The organism is Haladaptatus sp. R4, assembly GCF_001625445.1.
Taxonomy (GTDB): Archaea; Halobacteriota; Halobacteria; order Halobacteriales; family Haladaptataceae; genus Haladaptatus.
In genome coordinates this window covers 738925-763666 of the sequence record NZ_LWHG01000011.1, presented here as the reverse complement: position 1 = coordinate 763666, position 24742 = coordinate 738925, and the positions used below count along the sequence as shown (strand labels likewise).

The 24742-nt window shown below is 57.4% G+C and carries 33 protein-coding genes and 1 tRNA gene; 7 read left to right on the top strand and 27 right to left on the bottom strand.

Annotated features, from left to right (window positions below):
* Nucleotides 1–23 precede the first annotated feature (23 nt).
* From A4G99_RS07540 to A4G99_RS07525, 4 genes are read right to left on the bottom strand one after another with little or no spacing between them, the layout of a single operon-like run.
* On the bottom strand, nucleotides 24–311 hold the full coding sequence (locus tag A4G99_RS07540; protein WP_066141450.1) for a hypothetical protein: 288 nt from the start codon (nucleotides 309–311) through the stop codon (nucleotides 24–26).
* The gene (locus tag A4G99_RS07535; protein ID WP_066141447.1) at nucleotides 308–583 is read right to left on the bottom strand and encodes a winged helix-turn-helix domain-containing protein; all 276 of its coding nucleotides are present in this window, start codon (nucleotides 581–583) and stop codon (nucleotides 308–310) included. The genes A4G99_RS07540 and A4G99_RS07535 overlap by 4 nt, the downstream gene beginning before the upstream one ends.
* A gap of 40 nt (nucleotides 584–623) precedes the next feature.
* On the bottom strand, nucleotides 624–2156 hold the full coding sequence (locus A4G99_RS07530; protein WP_066141445.1) for a molybdopterin-dependent oxidoreductase: 1533 nt from the start codon (nucleotides 2154–2156) through the stop codon (nucleotides 624–626).
* A gap of 2 nt (nucleotides 2157–2158) precedes the next feature.
* Entirely contained in the window at nucleotides 2159–2473 is a 315-nt protein-coding gene (locus A4G99_RS07525) for a PGF-CTERM sorting domain-containing protein (RefSeq protein WP_066141440.1), read from the bottom strand.
* A 182-nt stretch (nucleotides 2474–2655) separates the two neighbouring features.
* Between A4G99_RS07525 and A4G99_RS28635 the strand changes: the two genes are divergently transcribed.
* A complete protein-coding gene (locus A4G99_RS28635; RefSeq protein ID WP_255359056.1) occupies nucleotides 2656–2778 on the top strand; it encodes an HVO_2523 family zinc finger protein in 123 nt (40 codons plus the stop codon).
* Here the strand turns inward: A4G99_RS28635 and A4G99_RS07520 are convergent.
* Nucleotides 2772–3419 carry a TVP38/TMEM64 family protein gene (locus A4G99_RS07520; protein ID WP_066141436.1) on the bottom strand — a complete coding sequence of 216 codons (648 nt, stop codon included), beginning with the start codon at nucleotides 3417–3419 and terminating at the stop codon, nucleotides 2772–2774. The two genes, A4G99_RS28635 and A4G99_RS07520, sit on opposite strands and share 7 nt — an antisense overlap.
* Before the next feature lie 114 nt (nucleotides 3420–3533).
* Here A4G99_RS07520 and A4G99_RS07515 point away from each other — a divergent pair, with 114 nt between their 5' ends.
* Entirely contained in the window at nucleotides 3534–3869 is a 336-nt protein-coding gene (locus A4G99_RS07515; RefSeq protein ID WP_066141433.1) for a DUF5830 family protein, read from the top strand.
* A 140-nt stretch (nucleotides 3870–4009) separates the two neighbouring features.
* Here A4G99_RS07515 and A4G99_RS07510 read toward each other — a convergent pair whose 3' ends face one another.
* Nucleotides 4010–5077, bottom strand: a complete 1068-nt coding sequence (locus A4G99_RS07510) for a hypothetical protein (protein ID WP_223301758.1) — start codon at nucleotides 5075–5077, stop codon at nucleotides 4010–4012.
* Nucleotides 5078–5269: 192 nt separating this feature from the next.
* Between A4G99_RS07510 and A4G99_RS07505 the strand changes: the two genes are divergently transcribed.
* The 3 genes from A4G99_RS07505 (at nucleotide 5270) to A4G99_RS07500 (ending at nucleotide 7638) form a co-directional block, all read left to right on the top strand.
* Nucleotides 5270–5421, top strand: a tRNA-Met gene (locus A4G99_RS07505).
* Nucleotides 5422–5806: 385 nt separating this feature from the next.
* A complete protein-coding gene (locus tag A4G99_RS28630) occupies nucleotides 5807–5938 on the top strand; it encodes a hypothetical protein (RefSeq protein ID WP_255359055.1) in 132 nt (43 codons plus the stop codon).
* Entirely contained in the window at nucleotides 5935–7638 is a 1704-nt protein-coding gene (locus A4G99_RS07500; protein ID WP_066141429.1) for a hypothetical protein, read from the top strand. The genes A4G99_RS28630 and A4G99_RS07500 overlap by 4 nt, the downstream gene beginning before the upstream one ends.
* Nucleotides 7639–7822: 184 nt before the next feature.
* Here the strand turns inward: A4G99_RS07500 and A4G99_RS25840 are convergent, their stop codons facing one another.
* From A4G99_RS25840 to A4G99_RS07430, 14 genes are all read right to left on the bottom strand, one after another.
* Nucleotides 7823–8581, bottom strand: a complete 759-nt coding sequence (locus tag A4G99_RS25840; RefSeq protein WP_066141426.1) for a hypothetical protein — start codon at nucleotides 8579–8581, stop codon at nucleotides 7823–7825.
* Entirely contained in the window at nucleotides 8578–8892 is a 315-nt protein-coding gene (locus A4G99_RS07490; protein ID WP_066141423.1) for a hypothetical protein, read from the bottom strand. Before A4G99_RS07490 ends, A4G99_RS25840 begins: the two co-directional genes overlap by 4 nt.
* Nucleotide 8893: 1 nt before the next feature.
* Entirely contained in the window at nucleotides 8894–9250 is a 357-nt protein-coding gene (locus tag A4G99_RS07485; RefSeq protein ID WP_066141421.1) for a hypothetical protein, read from the bottom strand.
* Nucleotides 9250–10242 (bottom strand): hypothetical protein, encoded by a 993-nt coding sequence (locus A4G99_RS07480; protein WP_066141419.1) that lies wholly within the window; start codon nucleotides 10240–10242, stop codon nucleotides 9250–9252. The genes A4G99_RS07485 and A4G99_RS07480 overlap by 1 nt, the downstream gene beginning before the upstream one ends.
* Complete coding sequence (locus A4G99_RS07475) at nucleotides 10193–11731, bottom strand: LamG domain-containing protein (protein WP_066141416.1); 1539 nt, start codon at nucleotides 11729–11731, stop codon at nucleotides 10193–10195. The genes A4G99_RS07480 and A4G99_RS07475 overlap by 50 nt, the downstream gene beginning before the upstream one ends.
* A complete protein-coding gene (locus A4G99_RS07470; protein ID WP_066141415.1) occupies nucleotides 11731–12006 on the bottom strand; it encodes a hypothetical protein in 276 nt (91 codons plus the stop codon). Before A4G99_RS07470 ends, A4G99_RS07475 begins: the two co-directional genes overlap by 1 nt.
* A gap of 7 nt (nucleotides 12007–12013) precedes the next feature.
* Complete coding sequence (locus tag A4G99_RS07465) at nucleotides 12014–12301, bottom strand: hypothetical protein (RefSeq protein ID WP_066141412.1); 288 nt, start codon at nucleotides 12299–12301, stop codon at nucleotides 12014–12016.
* On the bottom strand, nucleotides 12289–14547 hold the full coding sequence (locus tag A4G99_RS07460) for a hypothetical protein (RefSeq protein WP_066141409.1): 2259 nt from the start codon (nucleotides 14545–14547) through the stop codon (nucleotides 12289–12291). The genes A4G99_RS07465 and A4G99_RS07460 overlap by 13 nt, the downstream gene beginning before the upstream one ends.
* Complete coding sequence (locus A4G99_RS07455; RefSeq protein ID WP_066141406.1) at nucleotides 14532–15032, bottom strand: hypothetical protein; 501 nt, start codon at nucleotides 15030–15032, stop codon at nucleotides 14532–14534. The genes A4G99_RS07460 and A4G99_RS07455 overlap by 16 nt, the downstream gene beginning before the upstream one ends.
* A 1-nt stretch (nucleotide 15033) precedes the next feature.
* On the bottom strand, nucleotides 15034–16110 hold the full coding sequence (locus A4G99_RS07450) for a hypothetical protein (RefSeq protein ID WP_066141402.1): 1077 nt from the start codon (nucleotides 16108–16110) through the stop codon (nucleotides 15034–15036).
* Between the two features lie 2 nt (nucleotides 16111–16112).
* The gene (locus A4G99_RS07445) at nucleotides 16113–16676 is read right to left on the bottom strand and encodes a hypothetical protein (RefSeq protein ID WP_066141400.1); all 564 of its coding nucleotides are present in this window, start codon (nucleotides 16674–16676) and stop codon (nucleotides 16113–16115) included.
* Complete coding sequence (locus A4G99_RS07440) at nucleotides 16673–17002, bottom strand: hypothetical protein (RefSeq protein WP_066141397.1); 330 nt, start codon at nucleotides 17000–17002, stop codon at nucleotides 16673–16675. Before A4G99_RS07440 ends, A4G99_RS07445 begins: the two co-directional genes overlap by 4 nt.
* 2 nt (nucleotides 17003–17004) lie before the next feature.
* Nucleotides 17005–17196: a hypothetical protein gene (locus A4G99_RS07435; RefSeq protein WP_066141395.1), complete on the bottom strand. Its 192-nt coding sequence runs from the start codon at nucleotides 17194–17196 to the stop codon at nucleotides 17005–17007.
* A gap of 85 nt (nucleotides 17197–17281) precedes the next feature.
* Nucleotides 17282–17752, bottom strand: a complete 471-nt coding sequence (locus A4G99_RS07430) for a hypothetical protein (RefSeq protein ID WP_066141392.1) — start codon at nucleotides 17750–17752, stop codon at nucleotides 17282–17284.
* Nucleotides 17753–17869: 117 nt separating this feature from the next.
* On the opposite strand from A4G99_RS07430, the gene A4G99_RS07425 reads away from it, so the two are divergent.
* Together A4G99_RS07425 and A4G99_RS07420 are read left to right on the top strand one after the other, a co-directional pair.
* The gene (locus tag A4G99_RS07425) at nucleotides 17870–18481 is read left to right on the top strand and encodes a hypothetical protein (protein ID WP_150123063.1); all 612 of its coding nucleotides are present in this window, start codon (nucleotides 17870–17872) and stop codon (nucleotides 18479–18481) included.
* A complete protein-coding gene (locus A4G99_RS07420; RefSeq protein WP_066141382.1) occupies nucleotides 18478–19494 on the top strand; it encodes a hypothetical protein in 1017 nt (338 codons plus the stop codon). The genes A4G99_RS07425 and A4G99_RS07420 overlap by 4 nt, the downstream gene beginning before the upstream one ends.
* Before the next feature lie 371 nt (nucleotides 19495–19865).
* On the opposite strand, the gene A4G99_RS25835 is transcribed toward A4G99_RS07420, so the two are convergent.
* The 7 genes from A4G99_RS25835 to A4G99_RS07405 all read right to left on the bottom strand — a co-directional run bounded on the left by A4G99_RS25835 (nucleotide 19866) and on the right by A4G99_RS07405 (nucleotide 24189).
* Nucleotides 19866–20039 carry a hypothetical protein gene (locus tag A4G99_RS25835; protein ID WP_190303720.1) on the bottom strand — a complete coding sequence of 58 codons (174 nt, stop codon included), beginning with the start codon at nucleotides 20037–20039 and terminating at the stop codon, nucleotides 19866–19868.
* Nucleotides 20040–20574: 535 nt separating this feature from the next.
* Nucleotides 20575–20811, bottom strand: coding sequence for a hypothetical protein (locus A4G99_RS07415; protein WP_066141380.1), 237 nt, complete (start codon nucleotides 20809–20811; stop codon nucleotides 20575–20577).
* Nucleotides 20812–21125: 314 nt separating this feature from the next.
* Entirely contained in the window at nucleotides 21126–21290 is a 165-nt protein-coding gene (locus A4G99_RS25830) for a hypothetical protein (protein WP_190303719.1), read from the bottom strand.
* 263 nt (nucleotides 21291–21553) lie between these two features.
* Nucleotides 21554–22801: a site-specific integrase gene (locus A4G99_RS07410; protein ID WP_066141378.1), complete on the bottom strand. Its 1248-nt coding sequence runs from the start codon at nucleotides 22799–22801 to the stop codon at nucleotides 21554–21556.
* 244 nt (nucleotides 22802–23045) lie between these two features.
* Entirely contained in the window at nucleotides 23046–23282 is a 237-nt protein-coding gene (locus A4G99_RS25125) for a hypothetical protein (protein WP_150123062.1), read from the bottom strand.
* Nucleotides 23282–23452: a hypothetical protein gene (locus tag A4G99_RS25825; RefSeq protein WP_190303718.1), complete on the bottom strand. Its 171-nt coding sequence runs from the start codon at nucleotides 23450–23452 to the stop codon at nucleotides 23282–23284. The genes A4G99_RS25125 and A4G99_RS25825 overlap by 1 nt, the downstream gene beginning before the upstream one ends.
* An 86-nt stretch (nucleotides 23453–23538) precedes the next feature.
* Nucleotides 23539–24189 (bottom strand): hypothetical protein, encoded by a 651-nt coding sequence (locus A4G99_RS07405; protein ID WP_150123061.1) that lies wholly within the window; start codon nucleotides 24187–24189, stop codon nucleotides 23539–23541.
* Nucleotides 24190–24742 lie beyond the last annotated feature (553 nt).

Here is a 24742-nt window from a genome sequence, read left to right as displayed (position 1 = left end):
TCGGTCGCGTTTTCTCGATTTCACTACTTCACCGTCACCCACGTCAGGAACACGAGGGCGACGAACTGGAGCGTCCGGAGCACCAACACCGCTTGCTGTACCGCCGGATTGCCGGAGTAGAACATCTGCATGCCGAAGAAGTAGTAGAGGGCGACGACGTTTTCGGCGAGCATCACGAGGGCGAAAGCCAACAGTCCGAGGACGAGCGCGGTACGGAACTTCAGGTAGCTTCGCACCCAGACGCCCACCAGTACGGCGAGCAGGAGGATGTTCACGACCGCGAGTCCGCTTGCGAGTTGTATCGAATTCATTCTATCTGCTCCATGATTTCCTCGAATGCGTCCCGATGGTGTTCGAACCGGTCGGTGAGAAAGTAGAGTTTGCCGTACTCGTTGTCGCCCGGTTCCACGACGCCGTGATCGACGAGCATGTCGAGGTGATGTCGGATCGTCTTGTACTCCACGCCGAGTTCCGACGCCAGTTGGTTGGCGTTTCGTGGGCGCTCCGAGAGGGCGCGAATGATGCGCGCGCGGTTTTCACCGCCGCGTGTCGCTGTGAGTAGATACCAGAGCGCCTTGTCCATCGAACGGTCACTTGATTGCGAGTCATGCAGCCAGATATATCTACGGCTCGATACGCTTCGACACCCACCCGGATGCCCCGTTCGGGAACGCGTTCTCCTGTTCTCTCGGCTGACGGTTCCCCTCCCCGTCCGTCGCGCGAACCACCACTTCGTGCGGGCCGTTCGGCTCGTACGTGTACTCCCACTGCCGCCACACGTCCGTTCCGGGGAGCGGTTCCGAGAGGGTGGCGTCGGTCCACGACGAACCGCCGTCGGTCGAAACCTCGACGCGCTCGATGCCGCGCGTCCCGGCGTAGGCGTGCCCGGCGACTTGGATTTTACCGCCGTCGAGGTGGTTGACGGCGTGGAGTTTGGCGACGGTGTTGACCGGGCCGGTCCCGTGCCAGCCGTTCTTCTCCCAGTACCCTTCCGCCTCCTGTTCCAGCACCTGGATCTCGGTGATCCACTTCACGTTGATTTCGCCCCAGTGACCGGGAATCAGCGCGCGCACCGGATAGCCGTGGCTGCGGGGAAGCGGTCGCCCGTTCATCTCGTAGGCCAGAAAGCCGTCCTTGAGCGCCGCGAGGGGGAACTCCTCGTAGTAGTCGTCGGCCGCCCGGAACATGACGCAGCATTCGTCGGAAACGGTCGTCTCGTCCAGCAGCGCCGAAATCGGCACCCCCGTCCAGAGCGCGTTGTCCATTTTCTTCCCGTTCAGCGACTCGCCGACACAGCGGAGCGTGATGAACCGATGTTCCTCGTCCATCGATTTGAGGTCGGAGAGACTGAAGGACGACTCCTCCTCGACGACACCCGTCACCCGAAGGTTCCAGTCGGACGCCGAGACGACGGGGTCCACGCTGTTGATGTCCACCTGATAGAACTCCTCGCTCAGCAAGCCTTCGAGCCCATTGACGGCGAGCGATTTGTCCTCGGCTTCGGCGAGCAATGACCCCACGTCCGCGGCCACCGGCCCGGACGGTTTCGGCGTATCGCCACCGCTGCCACGTCCAGAGCCGAGTACGCCGCCGATGCTCCCGATAGCGATGGTCCCAGCGATAGCCTGGAGGAGACTCCTCCGCGCTGCCGAAATAGAATCGGTGCCCGAATCGGTCGAACCGGCCGATCCGGGTACAGCCGTCGAGCCGAAGGACGCGGCGGCGACGACCAGTCCGGCACCGATTCCGGCCCCCAACGCGGAGATGGGAGCACCCGTCAACGCCAGCGCGGGCACGACACAGAGCAGGCCGACCGCGAGGGACGCGGGGACGGGGACGGGTGCGGAAATCGCATCCGCCGCTCGCGTCCCGATGGCCGCCGTCACCGCGAACAGCAGGACGGTCAGGGTGAGCGCCAGCAGGAATCCGAGTTGGTCGCCGAGGTCCCCGAGCGTCTGTATCGACCACGTGATGACCGCGCTCGGCGTCGTCGCGACGACGAACGTGCTGACCGGCGCGGCGACGAACGACGGGGTAAATCCGACTGCGGCGTACGACCCGGCGACGGCGGCGATTCCGGCGAGGAGTGCGATCACTCCCTCGACCGCTACGAGCCGAAAATCGCTGCGGTCAGTTTCGCGCAGGTCGTCGGTCATGGTTATCGGTTCCGTGCGATGTACAGTGCGCCAGCGACCAGTGCGACCAGCGCGACGCCGATGCCGAATCCGGGAAGGGAGTTGCCCGAACCGCCGCTCTCCCCGTCGTTCATCGTGTCGTCCGTAGTGGTATCGGACATGTTGTCGTCGGTCATGGTGTCGTCCATCGTCCCGTTGTGCATCGTCTCCGTCGTCGTCGAACTCTGTGCGAGTTGAACGGGGGAAACGTCATCGACCGGCGTTCCGGCGCTCACCGTGAGCGGAACGGCACAGACCGTCAGTACGAGTGCCACTGCGAGTGCGTGTTTGGATCGCATATCCGAATCGAGTTCTCCTCGCTAAATAGCCGTTTTTCGAACTCCAACCCCACTCCCTTCGCACTGTCTTCCACTCTCTTCCAAATTCCTTCCAAATCCGTGATGCAATGCAGATGTGGGAAGCCGCGTCCCGGACACCATCGACGGAAAACGTGATACCTCACGGGACACGTGATAGGAGTATGGAAGAGACGCCGAAAGGACGGCCCTGTCCGTTTTGCGGTGCGTCGATGATGCATCGCCACTGCAAGTACGTCTGCCCGCAACACGGCGTCGTCTACGACTGTGCGGACACGTTCTACTGATCGTCGGTGTAGGCCCGGTAGGCGGGACCGGCCAGCAACAGAATCCCCCCGAGCGCGGCGGCGGCGATGAGCATCCAGTTATCCTCGATCCCGTCGAGCGAGAGCGTGTCCAACGAACTTCCGGCGAGGACGGCGACGACCATCCACGGCACTTCGCCGATGGCCGTTCCGAGGAGGAACGAGCCATCGGAGACGTTCGAGAGTCCGGCGGCCGCCGAGACCGCATCGGAGGGGACGGGAAACAGACGCGAGGCGATCATCCCGCGCAGATCTCCCGTCGTGTCGAAAAACCGTTCTCCGGAGTCACCGAGGCGGCCGAAGATGCCCGAATCGACGCGGAAGTACCGGGCCGCCACGAACGGAAGATACGCACTCATCACGGTCCCACAGAGCGCGGCAGGAAACCCGACGACAGGCCCGTACACGTAGCCGACGGCGACGGCGACCACCGTCGTCGGCCAGGCAAACATCGGGCGGACGAGATAGACGGCGAGAAACAGTCCGCCCGCGAGAAGCGGCGTCTGCTTGACGTGCTTTACCTGTTCGATGAGGAATTTTGGCGAGAGAAGGACGCCAGCGACGACGACCACCGCGACCAGCGCGATTCCGGTTACCTGTCGTCGATTCCCCGAGAGTTCCATCTGACCCATCGTTGCCGGAGGAGTGGTTAAGTTCTTTCCACCCGAGCGCGCAACGCTTAATCCGCCTCGTATCACAGCCATAAACGATGGACGCGGACGCCGACCCCGTGGCGGATGGGGGTCGAACTGTTGAGCAAGCTAGAACAACCCGAGCTATCGGTCGCGGAGGCGGTGGACCGTATCGAGACGATCACGACCGACCCGACGACGACGCGAACGATCCTCGACGAGGCCGAAAAACGCGGCGTCATCGACCGGGAAAACGGAATCATCCGACCGAGCGGCGGCGGGTTCGTCCGCTTCGAGAGCCAAGTCGTGACGAAGGAGGGCGATTTTACCTGCCGTCGCTGTGGCACCGGCATCTCGACGGGTCATTTCATCCGCCTCGACGCGGGCGAACTCGGCCCGTTCGGTTCCTCCTGCATCCGAAAGGTAACCGGGCGGGAATAGAGTGTAAGTGGGAACGAGGATAAGCGAGGGTAGAAATCGGATCGAAGGTTCCTACCGTGCGCGGCTGAGTTCGGCGATGAGTTGCTCGATGGTTTTCTGCTGTCGTTCGAGCAGTTCGTTCTGTCGTTCGACCGTTTCGGTCAGCGCCGCGAGTTGCGATTCGACGGGGTCGTCCAGATTCTCGCTCGCGGACTCGAAACCCGAGTCGGCGAATCCGGTGGGTTCGTCCGACGAGGTTCCTCGGGTTCCGGTTCGGTCGCAATCCCGCTCGTCGTAGTCGCCGTGGTCGCCGTGCCCGACGTTGCCGCCCTCGTCACCTCAGTCCGATCGAACGCTTCCTCGGTGGGTGCGGTTTCGGCGGCGGGGGACGTCTGCGGTTCAGCCGTCGTTTGCGATTCGGCCGTCGTCTGCGGTTCACTGTCGCCGAGCGGGTCGTCGCCGGGCGTGTCGATTATCTGCCCCTCGGTGTCCAGTTCGGGTGGGTTCGCGTCGAGGGGTTTGACGCCACCACCGAACACGTCGTCACCTTCGAGCGAGACGTTCTCGTCGGGGTCCGGTTCCGGGTCCTCGGGGGCCACGCGTTGCTCGAACTCGGCGTAACTTCCCACGTCGTGGTAGGACAGCAGTCCCTGCTCGATTCGTTCACGAACCTCCCGCGTCCGGTCGGTCGGGGTTTTGATCCGCTGTGGGCGGCCGTCGGCTTCGATGATGATCTGCGAGGAGACGTTTCCTTCCTCGACATCGAGACGCGTCACGTCCGCGAAGTGGAACTGCTCGAAGTCCGTATCCCAGATAGCCTCGCCGACGTGTTTCACGACGCGCGCGCTCGTGAGGACGAGTGTCAATTCGCTAAATTGGTAGGTCTGGAGGACTTGTTCGTTCGAGTCGGTGACACCTGCGCCGTTCAGCACACCGGCGATGACGGGATGGAGCGCATCGTGGAGGCGTTTGGTCGGAATCTTGAACTGCTCTGTGCCGTCGATGCCGTAGTCGAGCGTGATGGAGGACTTCCGTCGACCTTCGGAGACGGTGATTCGCTCCGCGTCGTGCGGATACTCTTCGACGGACTCGTCGCTGAGCAAGCCGTCGGCGCGGTAAATGAGCGTCCGCGTCGGCGTCACGTAGAGGGTGTCTTCCCCTCCGAGGGACACTTTGGCGGCAACGTGTTCGTCACCGAGGCTGGACTGGACGATTCCCGGAACGTTCATGGTGGGAATGGTCATGCCCATGTCTTAAAACCGATGGGTAGACACGACAGGGAGAAAACTCATATCCTCTCGAACACTAACTGAGACGGTTCGCGCGTGGACAAAATCGAGTGACGCGGTGGCAATCGACACTCTCACATCCTCAAGTGAGATGGGAACTTTAAAGAGTACCAGTTGCCTACCCGTAATTGAGCCCGGGTGGCTTAGCTGGACATAGCGCCGCACTCATAGGGTTCTGAGATTTGGCGCTCAGGCCTTGGAAGCCTCCCATGCGCCCGAGAGACCCCGCCAGGTCTCGAATCTGGGACATGCGGAGATCGAGGGTTCGGAGCCCTCCCCGGGCATATTATCATTCGTTCCGGATCTGAAATTTAAAGGACAGGGGCGACTTCCCGTCCAATTCTCACCCACAAGCCAGCCACAGCTACTGAGCCCTTCGTTTCCAGTCCAGAAACAGAGGGGTGAGTTCTAGATGGCGTCACGACTTGTTCCCGACCGGGACAAAAATCAGTGTCTTCACTGTGACGCCCACGTTTCCTCTCACTTCTGTCGCGTCTTCGGAGACGACGAAGATTACGTACACCGGTGCTACGCATGTGATTCACGAACTCGCGTAAAGCGGGGGAGTGCTGCCGGTCTCGACATCGGCATCCCCGACCCGGAAAGCAATCCAGAACGATGGGGAGGGACCAGCGATAAGGATATCATCGCCACGAAGGGTGGTCGATGATGGCGGATGTCCTCGAGCAGATCGATCGCCATCTCAACGCGGCCGATTTTACCGATGACCCCGAGAACGCCGCGTATCACGTTCGCTGTGCCCGCCAACTCGTGTGGGGACTCACAGGAGGCCCGCAATGAAACGGCCGTATCACGTCGCGAGCGCCCCCCACGAACTCGGTGCCAAACTCTACTGGCCCAGTATCGCTCCCTATTTTACGCTCGGGAAGTTCATTCGTTCCCTCGATGGCGGGACGCGTGCCGACGAACCGATCCGCGCCGAGATACCCACCGGCCCAGACGGACGACCGGAAGATGCGAAAATCTCGCTCACCTATCACACCGGCAAAATCGCTCCCCGTCTCAAGGATTCACGCGACCCCGATAAGGGAATGTGGGAGCTAGATCTCCACTGGACCGGCGATGGGCAACGCAAAGTCTCGATGCAGATCAAACCCCGCTGGAAAAACATGCGCCACGTCGAAAGCGGGAACCAGATTTCGACGCCCTTCGACTCCCAATCAGACTATACCGAAGGGGTGGAGGTGCTTCTCCAAGGCAGCAACCTCGAACCCGACGAGTACATCACCGTCATTCAGGAGACGTGCCGCGCGATCGCCCACGAGTGCGGCGAACGATGGAGTAGCCGCCACTTCCGACCGGGTGACGTAGTGCCCTGGATTTCGGGAATCTTCCAACACGAGCGATACCTCCGTATTCATCGCCAGTTCACCGATTCGATGTGCAAAGGCGATGGGATTTTCTCGAAACTGCAACAGTTGTATGCGACCGAGAAAGGCTCTCATATCCGCTTTGATCTAGACAACACCGAAACGATTGGCTATCAGAACAAGGTCGAACTCCCAGACCACTCGGTTGAACCACTCCCCGGCCTGGAGCACGGCGTAAAGCTCGAATGGTACCACCCGAAGAACGTCCGCAGCGAAGAACTCTTAGCCGAAGGCGACGCCCTCGCACATCCGAAATATGAGGTCTTGTTCCGACTCGGGAAGAACAAAAACGACAACCTCAAACTGAACAGCCGCTCGGTGCCCTGGAGTGAGCGCAATAAGCTCGTCTCCGAACTGGAGGGATTTCTCGTTAACAGCCTCAATTGGGCGGGTATCCCGATCGAGCCAGACGCGCCGAACGTGTTCGTTCCCGACCTGCATTTCACACCGGAGTCGAGCGACCGCGCGACCGAACTCACCGAAGACCCAACGCCTCACATGGAGACGAGTCGTCGAAGCGCACTCGTGCGCACACTCGCCGATGCCAACGATCGCGAACTCGATGCCTTACACCGAATCATGGCCGACGGTGGGACCACCCACTACGAAGCGTTGGCCGACGAACTCGGGTCGGTTTCGACCGTGTACCGTGCCCTGTCCGGTCTAAACGAACTCGTCGAGAACAACAACGGAACGCTGGAGTTCGTCTGTCAGAAAGTCCACGAGGACTTACGCGAAATTTTCGCGGTTGCAGAGGGACAAGTCGAATACGCACGCAAAGCAACCGAGAGGATGCTCCGGCTCGCGGATGGCAACCTCAAAAATGTCGGTTCCACCCTTCGCAAGTGGATGCAGAAGTATGGCGTTGAGATCGTCGAAAGCGATGCCGTCCACGCCGATCGCGTCATCAAGATTGAGGCGCTGCTCGGTCGCACTGACTACGATGCGCGTGCGCTTGGCGTCCCGTCACTTCCAGACGTGATTGATCAGGGATTCATGGCCTGGACGGGCAACGACTTCCAACCCTCCGAATTCAGACAGGCACTCATCGAGTGTCCGGATGGAAAGGGAGGGGTCGCGACGTATCGCGTGAGTAACGTTCTCCCGTAGCGCCGTCCGTGTGAGTGGCAACCCTTTCTCTCCCTCTTCCTTATACAAGTAAAATTTCAGAGAACAGCCATCGTGAGCACATTTACACAAGTCAACTTGTATTTGGCAATGACTCTCCCTATATCGAAACCGACACCTTGCCGACAGAATGGACATGCAGTTTCCAGCAGATGGCAATACCCCCTTAGGGAGTGTGCCTAAGGGCACAAGCCTCCGGCTTGAAAAAATACACCGCCCCGCCTTCGCACCGCACCCGAAATCTCGTTCCACTCGAAACACTCGAAACGCACCCCGCAAAAACAGCGGAAGCCCTGGCGTCACGCCGCGACGCGCTTCGCGACCACGTATCGGACCGCGAACGCTGGAAACGCAAGGTCCGCTCGCGACGGCCACCCAAAGCGCACGAGAGACATCCCAACGACGAGCCGCCCCACCGCACTCCCGACGCCCACAGCGGGCGACAGTGCCCCCAGAATCCACGGGAGCAACACCGCGCCAAGGACACCCCCGACGAGTGTCGCGCGAGTGACGCCAGCACGACGCCCCAGACAGGCACCGTCTCATCAATCGCGAGGTCAATCCCGAGTCGCCCATCGTCACGCCGGACCATATCGAACTCGACGCCGAGCACGAGCGCCACGAGCGCATGCGTCGCTTCGTGCGCGAGATTCGCCGGTGCCCACACCGACGCCCACACTCCGCGCGAGGTCCCTCGCTCCGGCAGGACACCGCGCGCACGAAGCGAGAGGAGCGCGAGGACGAGCGGGACGCCCGCGACAGTCACGAGCAGAACCCCCAGACCGACCGCGGCGAGCACCGACCGCCAGACCGTCGGCGTGAGTGAGAGGCGTGCCCCGGTATTGACTATCAATCCCGCTTCGAGGCCACCGATGCCGCAAGCGAACACGCGGGTTAACTGCTCCGGCGAGAGGTCGGACGTCATCCTTTCACCGCTAGATAGAGCAGGAACAGGAGGACAGCCGCCACGATAACGACGTAGCGCATGAGCAACCACGCGCCCAAGACCGGCAGGACCGGCGCGAGCATCCCCACGAGGAGGATGGACACAATGGCCGGAATGGTCATGCTTCGGGTGTAGATCGCGAGGCCCGCGAACACCGTCACGCCGACGAAGATCACGAACACCGGCCCGAGTGTTTGTTGGAACGGACAGATAACGCCCTGCATCCACGACCCACTCGTGAAGTTCGAGGCGTCACAAGCACCGATGCCGAGAAGGATATTGCCGAGCATGTTAGAGCCTCGTGCGGATAACGAGCGCCACTAACCCGAGCGCCATCACGAAAACCATCGGTCCGGTCAGCCAGTTGGCGATGGCGGCAGGCACTCCCAGGTTGTAGAGGATGCTCGACGAACTCGTGAGATGAGTTATCATCGAGACGAATTGTTTCGCGGCCGTGAGTGGCGAGAGCCGCCCCTGGTCGGTGATGCCGGTATCCACGTCGCTCGTGAGGTTTTTCTTGGTGTGGTCCACCGAGTGCTGCTCGCCGGTAACGAGATTGATGCCGAGCGCCGGACCGAGCGCGGCATTCATGAGCGTCACGGTCGCGAGCAGGCACGAGAGGCCGATGACGAGATTTGTGGCCCGCATCAGCGCGCACCTCCGAAGTGGGAGGCCGCAAAGCCAACGGCCGCGATCCCGAGCGCGGCAAAGAGCGCGACACTCGATATATCGAGCAAGCCGAGCAGGAACAACAGCCCGCCGTATCCGGCGAGTACGACGGCGCCGATCGGCGCGGAGACGGCACCGAACAAGCCTCCGACGAGGATGACCGAGCCGCCGATGGCGACGTTTTGCATTTCGTCGGAGAGGCCGAGATCAACGCCCGCACCGCCGAGTTCGGCCGAGACGATCGACTGACCGTGTTCGGGTGCGCCGTCAACGGTGGCGTTCCACGCGACGACCCATCGTGTTGCGGTTTGATCCTCCGTGAGGTTGAAGGACATTGAATTTTGGTCGATCGTGCCAGGGACGCTAGCCGCGTCTAACTGATTCGACTCGTTACCCTGTTCGTACACCCGCACGTCGAGGTTTTTCGCGGTGGTCTCCCGGCTATCAAACTTGAAGATGATTTGCCCCCCCGAGTCCGTTTTCGACGCGCTGGCCTCCCATCGATACGTGTCCCCGCGGTCGAGCGACAGCTGAAAGCCTTTGACCGGGAGCGGAATCACTTGGTTGCCAAACGCTTGTTCGGCGACGTAGCCGCCGAGTGAACGCCGATCGTCGTTATCTTGCACGACGAGGCGATACTCAGTTTGGTCTTGCAAATCGACACACAGCCGGTTGGTTGGGCCGAAGTAACCGCCTGCTACGGTCCGCCAGTCGCCGTCGAAGTGCGCGCGCACGAGCAGCCAGGAGCGATCAGGTGCGAAGCCTGCGCCTTGGTTATCGAGGCTGAAACACTGGTTGAAGGTCGATGAGGAGTTTTCGGGATACAACACGGTATAGCGGTTACTCGTTGCGAATGGATTGACCAGCATGAGTTGCCGCGCGCGGTACCCGGTGGTGTTCAACCGGAGGTAAATGCTTTCTTCAGGGAATTGTGAGAGTGCGACCGTGCCATTTGTGACGGTCGTTTCCATGTGGTACGACGACGACACCGCAATCCCGCTGGCTGTGAGGTTCACCTCTTGTTTGAGGAGTTCGGAGTTGTTTGCGCCGTCGTAGATATGGAGCACAAACGGCGAGGAGAAAGTTCGGGTCGCCGATGTCACCGAATAGCCATATGAGTCGGAGAGAGTCACTGACCATGAGTGTGGGCCGCCATCCAGGCCACTCACCTCGGTCGAGACGACGCCCGCCGACGAGGTGGTATCGGTGCCGACCACCAACCCATTCACGCGGAAGGTTGCGGTAAGGGTGTCTGAGACTGCCGGTGAAATCGGGATCATCGACACCAATGGAGAACGTGATTTTCGAACCGATCGCATTCGAGCCGTTCGCGGGGGATGCGCCGCCGGTGAACGTTGGGGGTTCGGGTTGGATTAACACCCCTTCGTCGGCGAGGATGCCTGTCGCGTTCTCGCCCGTCGCGGTGAACGACACTTGTACGCGCCACTGTGAATAAGCAGCGCCCGAGAGGTTAGCAGTGTAATTGCCGGTCACTGCGTGCGAACTCTGATTGACCGTCTGCCATGCATTGCCATCATAACCCTGCCATTCGACCGCCGCGGTCGTATTCGTGAGCGAGAGATTCGCCCACCCCCTTTTCACATTGCCTGCAGTATGCGTCGTCGAGGTGTATTCTCCCGTGCCTTCTCCGGTCACTTCGCCCGCGGAGAGTGCCGAATCATAGAGTTGTACCGCGTCTATTTTGCCCTCCCAATAATCGGATGCGGAATCGAGGTCCGAAACACCATAGCCGGTAGTAAACGCCGAGGTGGTATAGGTCGAGATCGAGGCATCCTTTTGGCCGACTAGCTCCCCATTGACGTAGAATTTCAACGTGGTGCCGTCATATGTTACAAACGCATGATACCATGTGTTCGCCTGATAATCGAAGTGACCGACCTTCACTTTCGACGACCCACTACCGATATTGGCACGTAACCCGCCGGAGCCGTCATCTTGGAGGATGACCTTAAAATTCTGGTGCCCTCCTTGGTGGCCGTTGATTGCCACAATCGCGTAACTGTCGCTTTGCACATCAGACGCAGATTTAAACCGCGCTTCCAACGTAAACGTATCGCCAACATCAGTCACGCCCGGTTGGTCAACCTTCGACGAGGCCCCATCAAATGCGAGCGAGTACGATCCGGAGGGGCTATCAGACGACCAAGTGGCCCCGGAGATCGATCCATCGGCCGACCCAACCGAGTCCGTGGCCGTGGTGCCGCTCCCGGCCTCGAAGTTCCAGGCATGTGCCGGAGTTGGCTTCGACACCGAACTACCGGTAAAGACCACCGAGTCATTTTCCGCGGTGGTATCAACGAGGGTGCCCGCCGCGAAATCACTCGTTGTCGTGTGCCGACTGCCGACCGCCAGCCCTGCCGAGGCCGCACTCACTGGCGCGACGGAGACCGCCAGATACGTTGCCGCCAGGGCAAAGACCACGATTGCGGCGCGACGCATCAGATCACCCCCGAATACGCGAGTAGGACTAACAGCGCGAGCAACGCCCACACGGCGATCCCGGCGATCGTCAACGACGGCACATCAACTAAGGCGATATGCGCGCCCTGGTCGATCGTCTTATTCGACACCGAAAAGCCCTGGCCGTCCGACCCGTCCGAGGTCTTCGCCAGGTGCCCGAGCGGGCCGAGCAGCGCCGGGCCGATCATCGAGAAGAGCATGACCGCGAAGATCGTGAACGCGAGCACCACGAAGGGTTTGAGTGGGTTCACCATCTTCGAATCACCTCGAACTCCGTAAGAGGGCCATCGCAATCACGAAGAGGAAACCCATCCCGAGCGCCACGAGTGGGAGCGCGCTGAAGGCGTCCCACGTCCGGGCGCGCATCGTCGCGGCGTCCCCCGCGTATTCTGTCCCGGCCGTCACGTTGGCACTGTGGTCTCTTGCTTTCTGCATCGGCGTGGAAAGCGTCGCGATGACGATCGAGACGCCGATTAAGAAGACGAAGAAGATGATGATGTGAAAGCCCGACCCGCCGGTATCGCGTCGGAAGCGGGTTAGAACTCCCATCCTAACACCTCCTCACTCGACGCAATTTCATTCTCATAGCGTTTCGACCATTCCGACCAGTCGCTTCCGGCGTCCTGGTCGGTATCCGATGGATTCTTCGGGAGCGTCCACTCCGCTTCCTGTTCGGTTTCTTGCTCGAATTCCGATTCAAATTCCGACTCGTATTCGAATTCCGTGGAGAGTTCAGACTCAGACTCGTACTCGAATTCCGATGCAAAGTCTGACTCGTACTCGAATTCCGTGGAGAGGTCGGACTCGGATGCTAATTCAGACTCAAACAGCGTTTCCGCTTCAACACCAATCTCAGAATCCAGGCCCGTCACTACATCGGTCGTGAGGTCCGACTCGACATCCGTCGCGAGATGTGTCCCCACGTCGGAACTCACCCCTTGCGTCTGTCCGACCAATTGGTCGGTTCGGAGCTCCGTTCGAAAGCGTTGGCGTTGGGTCGTCTCCGTCTCGAATCCGGCGGGTTCCGTCGATTCGAAATCCGATTCAAACGCACGGCGTGCGCGCGTCGTTTGGAACCGATCGGTATCGAACGCCGAACCAACCTCGCGCTTGCGTTGCCACACGTCGAACACGTCGCCCATCCCCGTCGAGATGGTCGTCTCCGACGCGCGTAGATCGCTCCGGGGGACGGTCGAGCGCATCTCAGCCAGTCGCTCATTAAGATCGTCGCGCCCGACTCCATAGACCGATTGCGCTTCCTCCTCCTCGAAATCGGCACGCGTCACCTCACGCACATCGTTGGTTGGCGTCTCTTCCTCAACGGTCGTCGAGGGGCGTTCACGTTGGATTTGCATCTGAACTTGCCCGCGTTCGTCCGCGAATCCGGACCGGAGCCGCACGACCGTTGCGTCATCAAGTGTGAGCGTGTCGCTAACTCCGGCCTTCGCCCGCTTGCCCGCCCGGATGGCGGTCTCCTCGCTCATGAAGATGGGTTCACCGCCAGGGAACAGCGTGTCCGCGGCGCGGTCTCCGGCAACGGTCCGCGTCACACGACTGCCAAACGACCCGGCGAGTTCTTCGCCGGGTTGAATCGACCACCGAGCAGCGGTCCCGAGTCGCGGCGAGATTCGTTCGGCCCCATTCATGAGTGTCGAACTCCCGCCGAGCGACCCGACAACCATCCCCGCCGCGCCGAACGGGTTTTTCTGACCGTAGGCGATCGCCTGACTGCCCGCGGCGACAAGTGCGGTTTCCGTCTGCGATTTGAAATCCTCGTAATCGCCCGAGAGGATTTCAGACCCGCCATAGGCCGCAAATTCCCCGGCTTCTTTCAGGCCCAGGACCACGCCAGGAACGTCGGCGATCGCGCCACCACCTTCAACCAGTCCCTTCCCAAACGAGCGAATCCCATGCTCGAACTCGTTGGCAGCGGTATCATGCCCGGTCGCCCGGAGACCGTCGGCAATGATCGAATCCGATGCAACGCCACCCTCGTCGAAGAGACCGCTCGCAACACCCGAAATCCCGTGCTGAATCGTATTGCTCCCTTCGCGGAGATAGGACTCAACGCGCTTGTTCGTCCCTGGAACGGTGAGTTTGATATCTCCAAACTGTTCCTCTCGGCCGAGCGTTTCGACGTTCACCGACCCACTCGCATCCCGATAGACATTCACGTCCACATCCGGATGCTGTGATTCGATTTCGCGTTCCAGCAGCATCTCATGGATTCGTCCCGGCCCGGTGTAGCGCGAGGAACCCGTTTGCTGTGGCTGGTGCTCAACATCGTACTCCACCGCTCGCGCCTTTTTCTGCGGCGAGTAGTCGTATCGCGAGCCGCTAACGATCGCGTTTACATGGCCGTCGTCATCGATCGACTGGACCGTGACATTGCGACCGATATGGCGTTCCAGGGTTGCCTCCGCGTAATCGCGGGCGAACTCCTTCGTTCCGACTGTGGGGCCGCCACCTTCGCCCGTGGTCATCGGGTACTTGCCATCCGGCGTTTGGAGTTCGTCCGGCTCGTCTCCAAAGATCGGTTTGGCGTGGACTTTGTCGTCCGAAAACCACACCTGGACGGATTCCGCGCCCGTCTCCTCTTTGACGTTCTCACGCGTCTGTCGAGCCGTGAGTTCGCGTTTGCCGCTCTCGGTGAGTTCGACGTGGGCCGCTGCGCCGCTCACGACAATCTGAAAGTCGTTCGATTCCAGGCCGGGATACTCGGCTTCGAACTCGTTGCGAGCGTTCGAAACGGCCGTTTGGACATTCTCATCGTTGAGATTTAGATTGTCGTCCACCGTCGTCGTAGAATCATCTCGAAACACCACGTTAGGCGTGGCACCGGGCGACGGCGTCGTATCGTGCCAGTTCGGGTGGGGTGCCGGACCGAGTGATTGCTCTTTTTCCTCGGGAGAGGTCGGCGTGAGGCCCGGCGGTTGGTTGGTGCCGTCGTCTGTGGTTCCGTCGCTTGTTGAGTCGTCCGTACTGCCGGGGTCGCTTCCCTCTTTGATCTGCTCCGATTTCCCGTTCCCGTAGCGGTGGTCATAGCGCCCACTGTCCGTATCGGTGCCGGTGTCCGTATCGGTGCCGTCGTCTGTGGTTCCGTCGCTTGTTGAGTGTCCGTACTGCCGGGGTCGCTTCCCTCTTTGATCTGCTCCTGTTTCTGGTTGTAATGGCGGTTGTATCGGTCGGAGTTGGTCGTTTCGTCCGTCTTCTCGGTGTCGTCCGTCTCATCGGTCGGATACCGCCCGTCGCGAGCGGTTCCGTCTGCATCCATTCGCATCTCACATCATCCCCTGCATGACTATCGCGACATTGCTCAGGTGGAACGTGGACAGGTGCATTACTGGCATCGAGAGGTCCATCGGTGGGGGTGCCAGATACGGCATCGGCATCGAGAAGCCGCTCCCGCCGCCGCCGCTGCCGCCACTGACGGCCCCGTTCAAGCGTGGACTAATCGCGCCGAGCATGAACGCCGTCAGGATCGCGAGAATCTTCCCGAGTGTCGAACCGTCCTTGTATTTCGAGCGCGCTTCATACGCCGAGTTCATCTGTTGACGCGTACTCGTCCCGTCGAGCATCGAAAACGGCGGATACTCGGCAAGACGATCGACGTTGACGGCCGTCGTCTGCCGACACTCGACGACGGTTTTCTCTCCGTCGTTCGCGCCGATCTGCTCGCCGTTCGTTTCGGCCACGTCTTTCGCCCGGAGGATTTCAGGCGTCGCCGGGTTCCATAGCGATTCCCACCCTTCGAGCGAGAGCACGACGTCCGACCCGTATTTTGTGAACACCGCGCCTGTCCCGTCCGCTCGTTTGAACTCGTCGTCAACGACGTAGCCATTCTGAGGCGTGCGCTCGCGGCTCGCTTTCTTGAACGAGAGTCGCCGGTTCTCGTCGATCTGGATGGCGGTCGCGCCCTGTATGGAGAGCGCCGCGAACCAAATCGGTTTCGCGAGGAGCGCCCCGAGAGAGCGCCCGTTCGTTGGTACGACAAGCTGAATTCCGTCGCCCGCCGTGACGATGCCGCCATCTGCGACCACGGCGTCATCAACCTGCGAGAGGTCAGCGAGTGCGCCCGGTGTGAGGAGTTCGGTCATATCACCGACCGTAATCACGAAATCGGTGTTATAGAGCCGGTAGAACGACCCTGGCCCGTCTGCCGGGATGAACTCGCCGTCTACGAGCACGCCGTCAGGGTCGTCGATCCGCGTGGCGTTTTTGAATTCGATCCCGTTGGCATCGAAGTGGATCGCGGTCGTTCCTTGGAGGAGGACGGCGAAGAGCCACATCGGTTTGCAGACGATTTCCCACACCTTCGCGGTGGGACTTGCTTTGAGTTTGGGTATGTCATCGAACATGGTTATTTGAATGCTTGTTTGATTTTCGCGCCGATACCGCCCGTCGCCCGTGAATCTTCACGCGTGAGCGACTGCTCCGAGCGCATTTCCTTGATAATCCGTTGCTGTTCCATATTCCGCGACTGCGTGACTCGGGCCAACAAGACCTGTTCTATCGCCATGATTTCACGCACCTCACCCGGCGACAGCGCCTTTTTGTCCGACCCATAGACGAGCCTCCGGAACGAGCCGGACATCTTCGACCCTTCTGGGGGATGTTCGTGGAGATAGGCGTTCGTGCGGAGCCGAATCAACCACCTCGCCTCGTATGTCTCAGCGTCCGAGCGGTTGGCGAGCACGTTCGCGCGGTCGAATTCGGGTTTCATCACGCGGAGGTACTTCGCGCCGACTTTCGATTTCACGACGGTCGCGAGATAATCGGCGTCCGAATCGGTCCCGTAGCCCGAGAGGATTTTCTGGAGCGTCTTCTGATCGATACCCCCGGAGGATGCTGAATCACCATTTCGCGACGGTGAGCGTCCACTGGGACCACTCGGCCCACTCGGTGCGCTCGCGGGCGAACTCATCGGTTCCCTCCAATCATGCCGCCCATCGTGTTACTCCCCGCATCGGCGAGGTCGTCGAGAATCGTCACGACGAGATACACGACGTTCAGAAGCGCCATCGCCACCCACAACAGCGAGATATACTCGTTTGTGGTCGTGACGATACTTCCCTGCGACACGATTTCGATATTGTAGGAGGCAATCGCCAGGAGGCCGAACCCGAAGATTCCGACCGCGCAGGCGAGCGTTTCCTCAGCGATGCTTTTGTACGTATCTTGGCGGCTAATCGCGTGATACGACGCGAGAAACGCCAGTACAACCAGGGTGAGGTAAAGTTGTATGAGCATGGTTAGGTGGATGCTTTGAAGAACACAATCAGGACCACGAGGCCCGCGATGACCGGCACGAGCGACCCCAGGCCGTTCGTGAGGCTTGCAAGCGAGAGCGCGAACTCGTCCATGTGTGTCGCGGATTGATTGCTGATTTCGGCGTCCGTGGCCGTCGATGCCGCTGGAACGAAGGCGTAGAGGAGCAAGAGCACTCCAATCGCTGCTGCAAGTCCACGAATCATAATAGGGTAATGAAGGGGTGTGAGTGGTGGTTTCGGGCGTTTCAGTCGGATACCGTTACATCCGACTCGCCATGATACCAAGAACGAACAGCGCCACTATCAGGAACGGCACCAGGTTCAGGAAGTCGAACGTCTGTTGTGACTGCGTTGAAGTCGAGTTCGCCGTCTCCTGCCACGGACCGTTGAGGTCACCCGTGAAGCCGTCGATCTTCCCCAAGACCACGACGCCAATCATGAGCGTTGCCATGACCCCGAGCGCCCCGCCGATTACGGCCTGTGCCTGATTGAGCGAGAGCGGCGTTTTCGCGATAGCGCCCGCGTACTTGGCGGCGAGTTCCTCGCTTTTCTCGGTCTGATAGGCGCCGTACATATCCGCTTCATAGCGGATGTTTTCGACGAGTTTCTCCGAGAGATGTTCCTCGGCGAGATTGGCCACGAAGCCGTCGTTTGACTGAGCTTCGATCGTAGGATGGTTGTTCTCAGGTTTGCCGTTCCGTTCGGTCGTGCTGACTGTCGTTGCCGACATATCACTATGATTGATCTGCTCTACAAAATATATATCTTAAACACAGTAGAACGGTGTTTAACACCATTATATCGTGTTTAAGCATTCCTTTTGGATTCTGACACCGTGGCGATAGATATGGCGAATGACCACGACATTGCCGCGTTTCGCGCCCAAAACGCACTAACCGACATCCACGAGGCCCGCCGCGACGCGGATCACGCGATCGACGCGCTAATCGCCTCCCACCAAAACGGCCAAAGCGATCAACAGCGCGATGCACTCCAAAGCGTTCACATCGCCGTGATGCGCCTCTACAACCGAGTTCGGCCGTATCTGTCCCACGTTCCCGAATTGGCGAATCAAAAGCCGTTGCATCTCGAACGCGACGAAGAGGGAAATCTCCGCACCCGATCGATCAAGCATGAAGATGGGTCGGTCAGTGAACAGCCGATCGGAGTGTTTGGTCTCTATTCGCTCGATAATTGGCGATTCTCGTCGGTTGATGTACCAAGCACCGAAGAGCGATTAGGCGAGCCGAACAGCGAGCAGGACGAAGAGCGGCCGATTCATATGCCGAAAGAGATGGCGGTTCACGCCTACGATGCTCTACAGGACGCGATCGTTCAATTGGAGTTCGCCGCCGAACCCGGCTCCGATGTGCCGGAAAGCCACCTTGATGACGCCCCGGACACCCTCAAGAAAGAGCAACCGGCCAAATTCCACGCGGACGGAGGTAGCGACGAATGAGCGCCGAAACCCAAGACGTGACGGAATTCATCGAACATGACCGGGAGTTAGCTTCTACGTCGCCCGTGACGCCGCTCGCACCGTCTCAACCCACAACTCTCCAGGAGGTCTCACCGGAACTCCAACAGCGCCCTCCGGCCATGTCGTTGCCCGACTCGTTGCTTTCGATCCAACCCGACGTACCCGAGCGGATGCCGTTCGAATCAACGCCGTTCTGGCAGGATTACGAACGACGGGTCAAGAACGGCCAGGACTTGCTGATACTGATTTCGGATTATCACAACGACAGGGGTACCGGCAAGACCGTTCTCACTATTGATTTGTGTAAGAAAATGGACCGAACCGACGCGGGATTTACGCCCGAGAAGGCGTCTATCGTGCCGCAGAAGGTGATTAACGGGTATACCGACCATCCCCAAGGGAGTGCGTTAGCCCTGGACGAAGCGGAGGCCGGGATTGGCAGCCGGGAGGCGATGACGAAGATTAACCGGATGATGAGCGAGATCGTCAGTATGGGCCGGGTCGAGCAGAAGTATGTGACCCTGAACATGCCCGCCTCGAATCACATCGATAAGAACATTCTCGATTTGGCGCATTACTGGATATTGGTCCAGAGGCGCGGTCTCGCACGGGTTTACAGCCTGCGGAACAACCCATTCGAGAAGAAAAAATACCCTGTGCCGGTCCAGCGACTCGAATGGTCCGACATCGACAAGGGTAATCCCGTGTATCGGGCACTCACCAAGGAGAAGCGCAAACGTCTCCGAAATCCGGGCGATGACGGATCAGACCGCTACGTCGAACAGGCGGAGCATCAGGCTATTATCGAGCAAGTGCGGGAGGAGGCACGGCGTGACGAGCGCGATGCCATTATTTCTCGGATACTCCAACATCCGAAATTCGATGTTTCACAGGGAGACATCGGCGATATCGCGAAGATGAGTCAAAGCCATGTGTCGAACGTAAAGCAACAGCTTCGAGAGGGACAGCCAGCGCCAAGTATGGGCGATTAATCGTCATTCAGCGTCGAATGCAACGCCTGCATGCGATTTTTGACCGACTACCAATTACCAACCCGATAGAAGACATATTACTATACACGCGAGGCACCCCGCTCGGCGCTTCTGGTCCAACGGGGGAGACCGACTCGGTGATGACCACGATCGGCGCGGCGTTACCACACTCGTTTTCGGACCGATCGCGAGGGGTGGCGAGACGGTCGCGGTTCTCTCGCGTGCGCGTGGGAAAATTAGAGTCGTGTGACCAGCGCGTCACTCGTCGAGGACGCCGATCGCGTGGCCGACGTAGACCAGCAGGACGAGCGGGCCGACTACGAAGGTGTAGACAAGGAGGAAAAGGAGGGTTGCCGGGAGGTTTCGTAGCCTCACGATTTGAGGTCGAGGATCAGGCGGCCGTCGTACACGGTGGATTTTGAGCAGAAGAATTTGAGGGAGTCGCCGGTGTCGAGGTCGCCCGGCTCCAGGCCGATTTCGCGGGCTCCTTCGGCGCGGAGGATGATGGCAATGGAGCCGCCTTGTTTTTGGGCGGTGAGTGACATCAATGGTTCTTCGGTGTCGTTGGCTAACGTCGGTGGTTGTGTTGACATGATGATGGGTGGGGTTGAGGTCGTGCCTCGTCCTGGTGTCAGTTTACCCTCTATTAAGTACTGTTCAACATGATTATATTCATTAAGAAAAGACAGGATCAGACCGTGAGAAAATTCCGCTTAGTCGTGTAATCAGAATTGCTGTTACGTTTGTGTCATCGTCTCATCACCCGTACTTAGATATTATATCGGTCTCTTGACTCGCACTTCGTACACAGATCAAGGCCCTGCATTTCTGCTCTCTTAATAGGAATCTCGTAATGATCGCTTTTCGCGTTTCGAATAACTTCGCAGTCAGTCGAGATGTGGTACCTGTCTGCTCTTGGTAAAACATAGGCTGTCATCGTTTGAAACCAATGTGTTATGGTATATTACTGTCACGCCCGCACACTACGTCCGGGTGAATTAGTGTCTGAATCTTGTTGTGCCATTGTCTCGATTCTCTCTTTCGTCCTAATTCGAAGTGTACGGTTCCGCCAGCAATTCATCAGCCCTTCATGTACGAGAGAATGTTATCGATGACCCAAGCCGCACCGATAAGTACCAATATACCAGGTCCGATGATGAACAGCATCAGGAGGAAAATCACACCGTCATCCCCACCCATCGATGCAGGTGCGAATAGAGTGAAAACGCCCAAGCCAAAACCTAAGAAGAGAAGCGCACCAAGTAGGTTCCTCAACGATTTGAATGGGCCGTCTGGATTGATCCACTCATGAGCCATGATACAGTGTATTATAGTTAGAACTAATGAATTTATGCCTTCGAGAGATCTGTATCATGGATTTAGCGCCTAAATCCGTGGTGTCAGGTTTGAACTTCTCATTATACCGTTCAGCGGCAGTGAGTCAGAACCACCCGAGTCGAACTATATATCATGCAAGTTCAATTCCCTCCGAAAGAAAATGTCTGCCAATATTGACTGCCATCGCGTCTGTGTCCGCATCCGTCCAACGCTGGCACGAACCTAATTCAAATTCGAATGCCACAGGTGGGGATGACCGCACTAACGGCCCTTTCCGTTCAACACCAATAGATTCACTCATCGCTGGAACCCTCGACGAAATAATGTTCTTCCAACAGTTCCACAGTCTTGCTATCATTGAGGTCAAGGCCGTTCAAATCGTGTTGTAACGCCATCTTTGCCCGTTTGAATCGTTCTTGTTGATTCTTCCTCAATTCAATCTGTTTGGCTTTTGCCACACCTAAATTAGGTAATCCAACTGACTTAACACTTACTCGATAGTCCCTTGTGGAAGGTGGTTTGTGTGTGTCATCTGCTGATCATTAAACGAGGGAAGACAAGCCTCCGAATTGTACAACCAGCCATCAAACCCATATGCAAAATTCAGGGATCATAGAAGATGTTAACTACAACATATCGACAGGGAGACAAATTTGAATCTTCCTTGACACGACCGGCTCGACCCCTTCGAAAAAACGACTTCGACGTACGGTGTCCGATTTTAGTCCTCGCGAAGCGTGTTCACGAATCGCTGAGCATCAGGAAGGAGGTCTGGGTGTTCGTCCGTAAGGGCCATAACATCCTGTAGCTGCTCGACTCTATCAAGTAGCTTGGGATCCTCTTGTGCAAGCCGAAGTAACGCAGCTCGTGTTTCTCGCTGATCATTCTCCATCGTCTCGATAGCACCGGGTTCAACTGCTTGTCCACACCAAACACAAAACTCCTCCTGGCGCGGTGTTTCTCGCTTACAGCGGGGACATTCTAATGGAGCAATCGGATCCGGTTCATCTTCCCCGACATCGAGTCCATGTGCGCGGGCGATCTCCCGGTCACTGTCTCCACCGAATACCGATACATAACGTGCAGCGACTTTGCTCCCACGAGTCCAGCCATGGTGATCCTCCAGATGTGCCTGGTTCACATTTTGGCTCGCAAGGTACGAGGCCGACGATTTTCGGAAATTGGTGAGATTTACGGGCTTCTTCACACCTGCTCGGTCTGCCGCGCTGTTCAGCGCCTTTCGTAGCATCCGATTTGAGAGTTGATCCGGGGAAGAGAGCTTACTCCATAGAGGTGCATTCGGATCGCCCGAATCAGGATGGTCGGTTAACCAACGCTGAAGATAAGGCACACTCGGAATTAGCGAGACGGTTCGCTGACCGGTTTTTCCCTCAACCGTGACTTGGAGTCCGTGTTTGTAGTCTGTGACGTCGCCGACGGTGAGCGATTGTAGCTCACCAGGACGTGCGCCGGAATCCCAAGCGACCGTGACGAGAGCAGCGTCACGAGAATTGCGCGTTCCCTTGACCATCGGGAGAATGTCTCCTTCCCACCGGAGCATGTTCTTCGGGTTCGGTGCCGGATCGTAGTTGTTCGAGTAGCCGGAAGGAATCCAATCGATGCTGTCCGGCGTATCATCACCGTCGGTGACACGTTTGGCAAATACACGAAACGCAATCCGGTAGTCCTTGTTCGTCTCTTCGTTGTCGTAGTTGCGGTTGATCCAGCGGACGACGTCCTCGGCTTTCTTCCGATCATCGAGCGCATCGCTGATGTCCTCGATCTGTTCAGCCATTCGAGTGATATGGCCGAGCAGTTTCTCGTGGCGTTGGTCGGAGTATTCGCTTCGAAGTAGTGCCATTCGATTACTGAACGCGAGGATGTTCTCTCGATCTTGTGGGGTAATCGTGTCTGATCTTTCGACGCGGTTGCGCAATCTCTCGATAGAGCCAGCCGGGTCAGCGGTCATAAGTGGTGGTTCCGAAAAATGAGGGTTAAAGGGTGGGCATGGAATTTCAGGGAAAAACGAAACCACGACCTCTGTTAGCCGTTCAGTATGTTTGCTATCTTTTTTTGCCCCTGTAGAAGCATCCACAATACCAAATTCATATAGAAGGGAACCGCAATACCATCCACCATATGAATGAAAATAATACAGTTAAATACTGATGAGATATTTTTCGATCCAGCAAACCAGTAAGCTCACTCATTTGTTAGGGTCCTTGAACGTAAATAAGGATTTTAATAAACAGTCCAGCAGCAGCAAACAGCACATCCATAATCAGAACCCCACCATGTAATCCATCATACTTATCAATATACTCCTCCGATCGTCCTGGTATTGGTTTATCGACAAATTTCGTACCAATTACTTGCGCGGCGAGTGGAATTGTTGCTGCAAAGAAGAGACAAAAATCTCCGACCAGTTTAAGCGTAGTTTCAGTGACCATTAGACCAAGTGAATGATAGCTGGGATGTTTTCAGCTTCTTCAAATGTCGCTTTTAATTCGAGTGGGCCCTGGTAGTTTGGGATCTTTGTATCATAGAAATTGAATTCAAATGAGAATATCTGGCTTTCTGTTCCTTCGTCTTCGTCAGTCTCCACCCCCTCATCTTCCAAATTTATTTGGTCGTCTGTGAGTATGGACCGAGATGATCCAGGTAGGGTAACAGATAACTCTGGCTTTTCTTCGATGTCAGTAGGCTCTAATTCCCAGTCTTGTTCTTGATCATCAAACTGGTAGACATCTGCTGGCTGGGAGTATTATAATACCAAGGTAGATCATGTCCACCGTCCTCAGTAACCTGTCTTCGAAGATAGGCCTTTACTCGACCCGTGATTCGGCCTTCATCCCTTTCTTTAAAGACGGTGTCCTCATCAGCAATTGTTCGGGAGACAGTCTCGAGAGCACGAGGCACTTCGACGGAGTATTCTACTCCGTCTTTAGTTTTGAACCACTTCTTCTCATACTCCACTCCATGTCGTTTTGTGGTCTCTGACCTTTTCGGGAGAAGAGTTCCTTTATCAACACTGTAAATAACCCAAAATTGAGTAAAGGAACCCGGACTTTTAGCGATATTTTTTCCAGTGATTACTAACTCTTCTTCAAATGAGATGCCCAACGAGAGATCAGAAGAATCGTATTCACGGAGCGAAGAACAGAGAAGACCACCTTCAACACCCCCACCATCTACTTGAATTAACATTTCAGCATCTTTTTTTAATACATGTGTTATCGCAATAGTCTGTACCTCGCCCGAAAGACCTCCGTTTGGCGCATTGATTTGAAGAATCTCCTCATAGTTGTCGGGCTTGACCTGATTGACCTTCCGCATGAGAATGTGTGATTTCCCCATACATCCATCACAAGTGTTAGCACTATAAGTATAGCTTTATGTCATTATATGATGTCATGACACCATTGTTAAGATTTCTGCAGGTCTCCCAGACTGGTATTACGAGAATTATCTTGTCATAAGGAGATCATCAGACACGGTTGAATAAATGGGGATAAACGTGTGCTGATTGGAACTAAAGAGAGTTAGGAGCATATCATCGTGTAACTTTGATATTCAATAAAGAAGGTTCGGAGATCAATTGTCTGTACTTAGCTACCAGCATCGCTACTTAGTGTACTGCACCAAGTTGCCAATAGTGTATTAGTATAGAGATACACATAGTTTAGGTTGCGGCTTAGAAATGCGGCGCATAAATGGAGACAAGGGAGCCGAGGATTGTCTACTTCCACTTAGAAGTTCGATACCGCGTGAATGAAGATTTTTCTGACGTTCTCCTGGGGGTTGTAGAACGCGAGAAACGAATCCGCAAAATTGCACACGTTTACTCGGACTGCCGTGTGCAAAACCGGCTGGTCGCGATCGGAGCGAACTCGATTCGACGAGACGGATC

What these genes read in the sequence shown, in the direction of transcription:
- A4G99_RS07540 (WP_066141450.1), bottom strand. Translation starts at nt 311, where the DNA reads ATGAATTCGATACAACTCGCAAGCGGACTCGCGGTCGTGAACATCCTC.
- A4G99_RS07535 (WP_066141447.1), bottom strand. Translation starts at nt 583, where the DNA reads ATGGACAAGGCGCTCTGGTATCTACTCACAGCGACACGCGGCGGTGAA.
- A4G99_RS07530 (WP_066141445.1), bottom strand. Translation starts at nt 2,156, where the DNA reads ATGACCGACGACCTGCGCGAAACTGACCGCAGCGATTTTCGGCTCGTA.
- A4G99_RS07525 (WP_066141440.1), bottom strand. Translation starts at nt 2,473, where the DNA reads ATGCGATCCAAACACGCACTCGCAGTGGCACTCGTACTGACGGTCTGT.
- A4G99_RS28635 (WP_255359056.1), top strand. Translation starts at nt 2,656, where the DNA reads ATGGAAGAGACGCCGAAAGGACGGCCCTGTCCGTTTTGCGGTGCGTCG.
- A4G99_RS07520 (WP_066141436.1), bottom strand. Translation starts at nt 3,419, where the DNA reads ATGGAACTCTCGGGGAATCGACGACAGGTAACCGGAATCGCGCTGGTC.
- A4G99_RS07515 (WP_066141433.1), top strand. Translation starts at nt 3,534, where the DNA reads ATGGGGGTCGAACTGTTGAGCAAGCTAGAACAACCCGAGCTATCGGTC.
- A4G99_RS07510 (WP_223301758.1), bottom strand. Translation starts at nt 5,077, where the DNA reads ATGAACGTTCCGGGAATCGTCCAGTCCAGCCTCGGTGACGAACACGTT.
- A4G99_RS28630 (WP_255359055.1), top strand. Translation starts at nt 5,807, where the DNA reads ATGGCGGATGTCCTCGAGCAGATCGATCGCCATCTCAACGCGGCCGAT.
- A4G99_RS07500 (WP_066141429.1), top strand. Translation starts at nt 5,935, where the DNA reads ATGAAACGGCCGTATCACGTCGCGAGCGCCCCCCACGAACTCGGTGCC.
- A4G99_RS25840 (WP_066141426.1), bottom strand. Translation starts at nt 8,581, where the DNA reads ATGACGTCCGACCTCTCGCCGGAGCAGTTAACCCGCGTGTTCGCTTGC.
- A4G99_RS07490 (WP_066141423.1), bottom strand. Translation starts at nt 8,892, where the DNA reads ATGCTCGGCAATATCCTTCTCGGCATCGGTGCTTGTGACGCCTCGAAC.
- A4G99_RS07485 (WP_066141421.1), bottom strand. Translation starts at nt 9,250, where the DNA reads ATGCGGGCCACAAATCTCGTCATCGGCCTCTCGTGCCTGCTCGCGACC.
- A4G99_RS07480 (WP_066141419.1), bottom strand. Translation starts at nt 10,242, where the DNA reads ATGGAAACGACCGTCACAAATGGCACGGTCGCACTCTCACAATTCCCT.
- A4G99_RS07475 (WP_066141416.1), bottom strand. Translation starts at nt 11,731, where the DNA reads ATGCGTCGCGCCGCAATCGTGGTCTTTGCCCTGGCGGCAACGTATCTG.
- A4G99_RS07470 (WP_066141415.1), bottom strand. Translation starts at nt 12,006, where the DNA reads ATGGTGAACCCACTCAAACCCTTCGTGGTGCTCGCGTTCACGATCTTC.
- A4G99_RS07465 (WP_066141412.1), bottom strand. Translation starts at nt 12,301, where the DNA reads ATGGGAGTTCTAACCCGCTTCCGACGCGATACCGGCGGGTCGGGCTTT.
- A4G99_RS07455 (WP_066141406.1), bottom strand. Translation starts at nt 15,032, where the DNA reads ATGCGAATGGATGCAGACGGAACCGCTCGCGACGGGCGGTATCCGACC.
- A4G99_RS07450 (WP_066141402.1), bottom strand. Translation starts at nt 16,110, where the DNA reads ATGTTCGATGACATACCCAAACTCAAAGCAAGTCCCACCGCGAAGGTG.
- A4G99_RS07445 (WP_066141400.1), bottom strand. Translation starts at nt 16,676, where the DNA reads ATGAGTTCGCCCGCGAGCGCACCGAGTGGGCCGAGTGGTCCCAGTGGA.
- A4G99_RS07440 (WP_066141397.1), bottom strand. Translation starts at nt 17,002, where the DNA reads ATGCTCATACAACTTTACCTCACCCTGGTTGTACTGGCGTTTCTCGCG.
- A4G99_RS07430 (WP_066141392.1), bottom strand. Translation starts at nt 17,752, where the DNA reads ATGTCGGCAACGACAGTCAGCACGACCGAACGGAACGGCAAACCTGAG.
- A4G99_RS07425 (WP_150123063.1), top strand. Translation starts at nt 17,870, where the DNA reads ATGGCGAATGACCACGACATTGCCGCGTTTCGCGCCCAAAACGCACTA.
- A4G99_RS07420 (WP_066141382.1), top strand. Translation starts at nt 18,478, where the DNA reads ATGAGCGCCGAAACCCAAGACGTGACGGAATTCATCGAACATGACCGG.
- A4G99_RS25835 (WP_190303720.1), bottom strand. Translation starts at nt 20,039, where the DNA reads ATGTCACTCACCGCCCAAAAACAAGGCGGCTCCATTGCCATCATCCTC.
- A4G99_RS07415 (WP_066141380.1), bottom strand. Translation starts at nt 20,811, where the DNA reads ATGGCTCATGAGTGGATCAATCCAGACGGCCCATTCAAATCGTTGAGG.
- A4G99_RS07410 (WP_066141378.1), bottom strand. Translation starts at nt 22,801, where the DNA reads ATGACCGCTGACCCGGCTGGCTCTATCGAGAGATTGCGCAACCGCGTC.
- A4G99_RS25125 (WP_150123062.1), bottom strand. Translation starts at nt 23,282, where the DNA reads ATGGTCACTGAAACTACGCTTAAACTGGTCGGAGATTTTTGTCTCTTC.
- A4G99_RS07405 (WP_150123061.1), bottom strand. Translation starts at nt 24,189, where the DNA reads ATGGGGAAATCACACATTCTCATGCGGAAGGTCAATCAGGTCAAGCCC.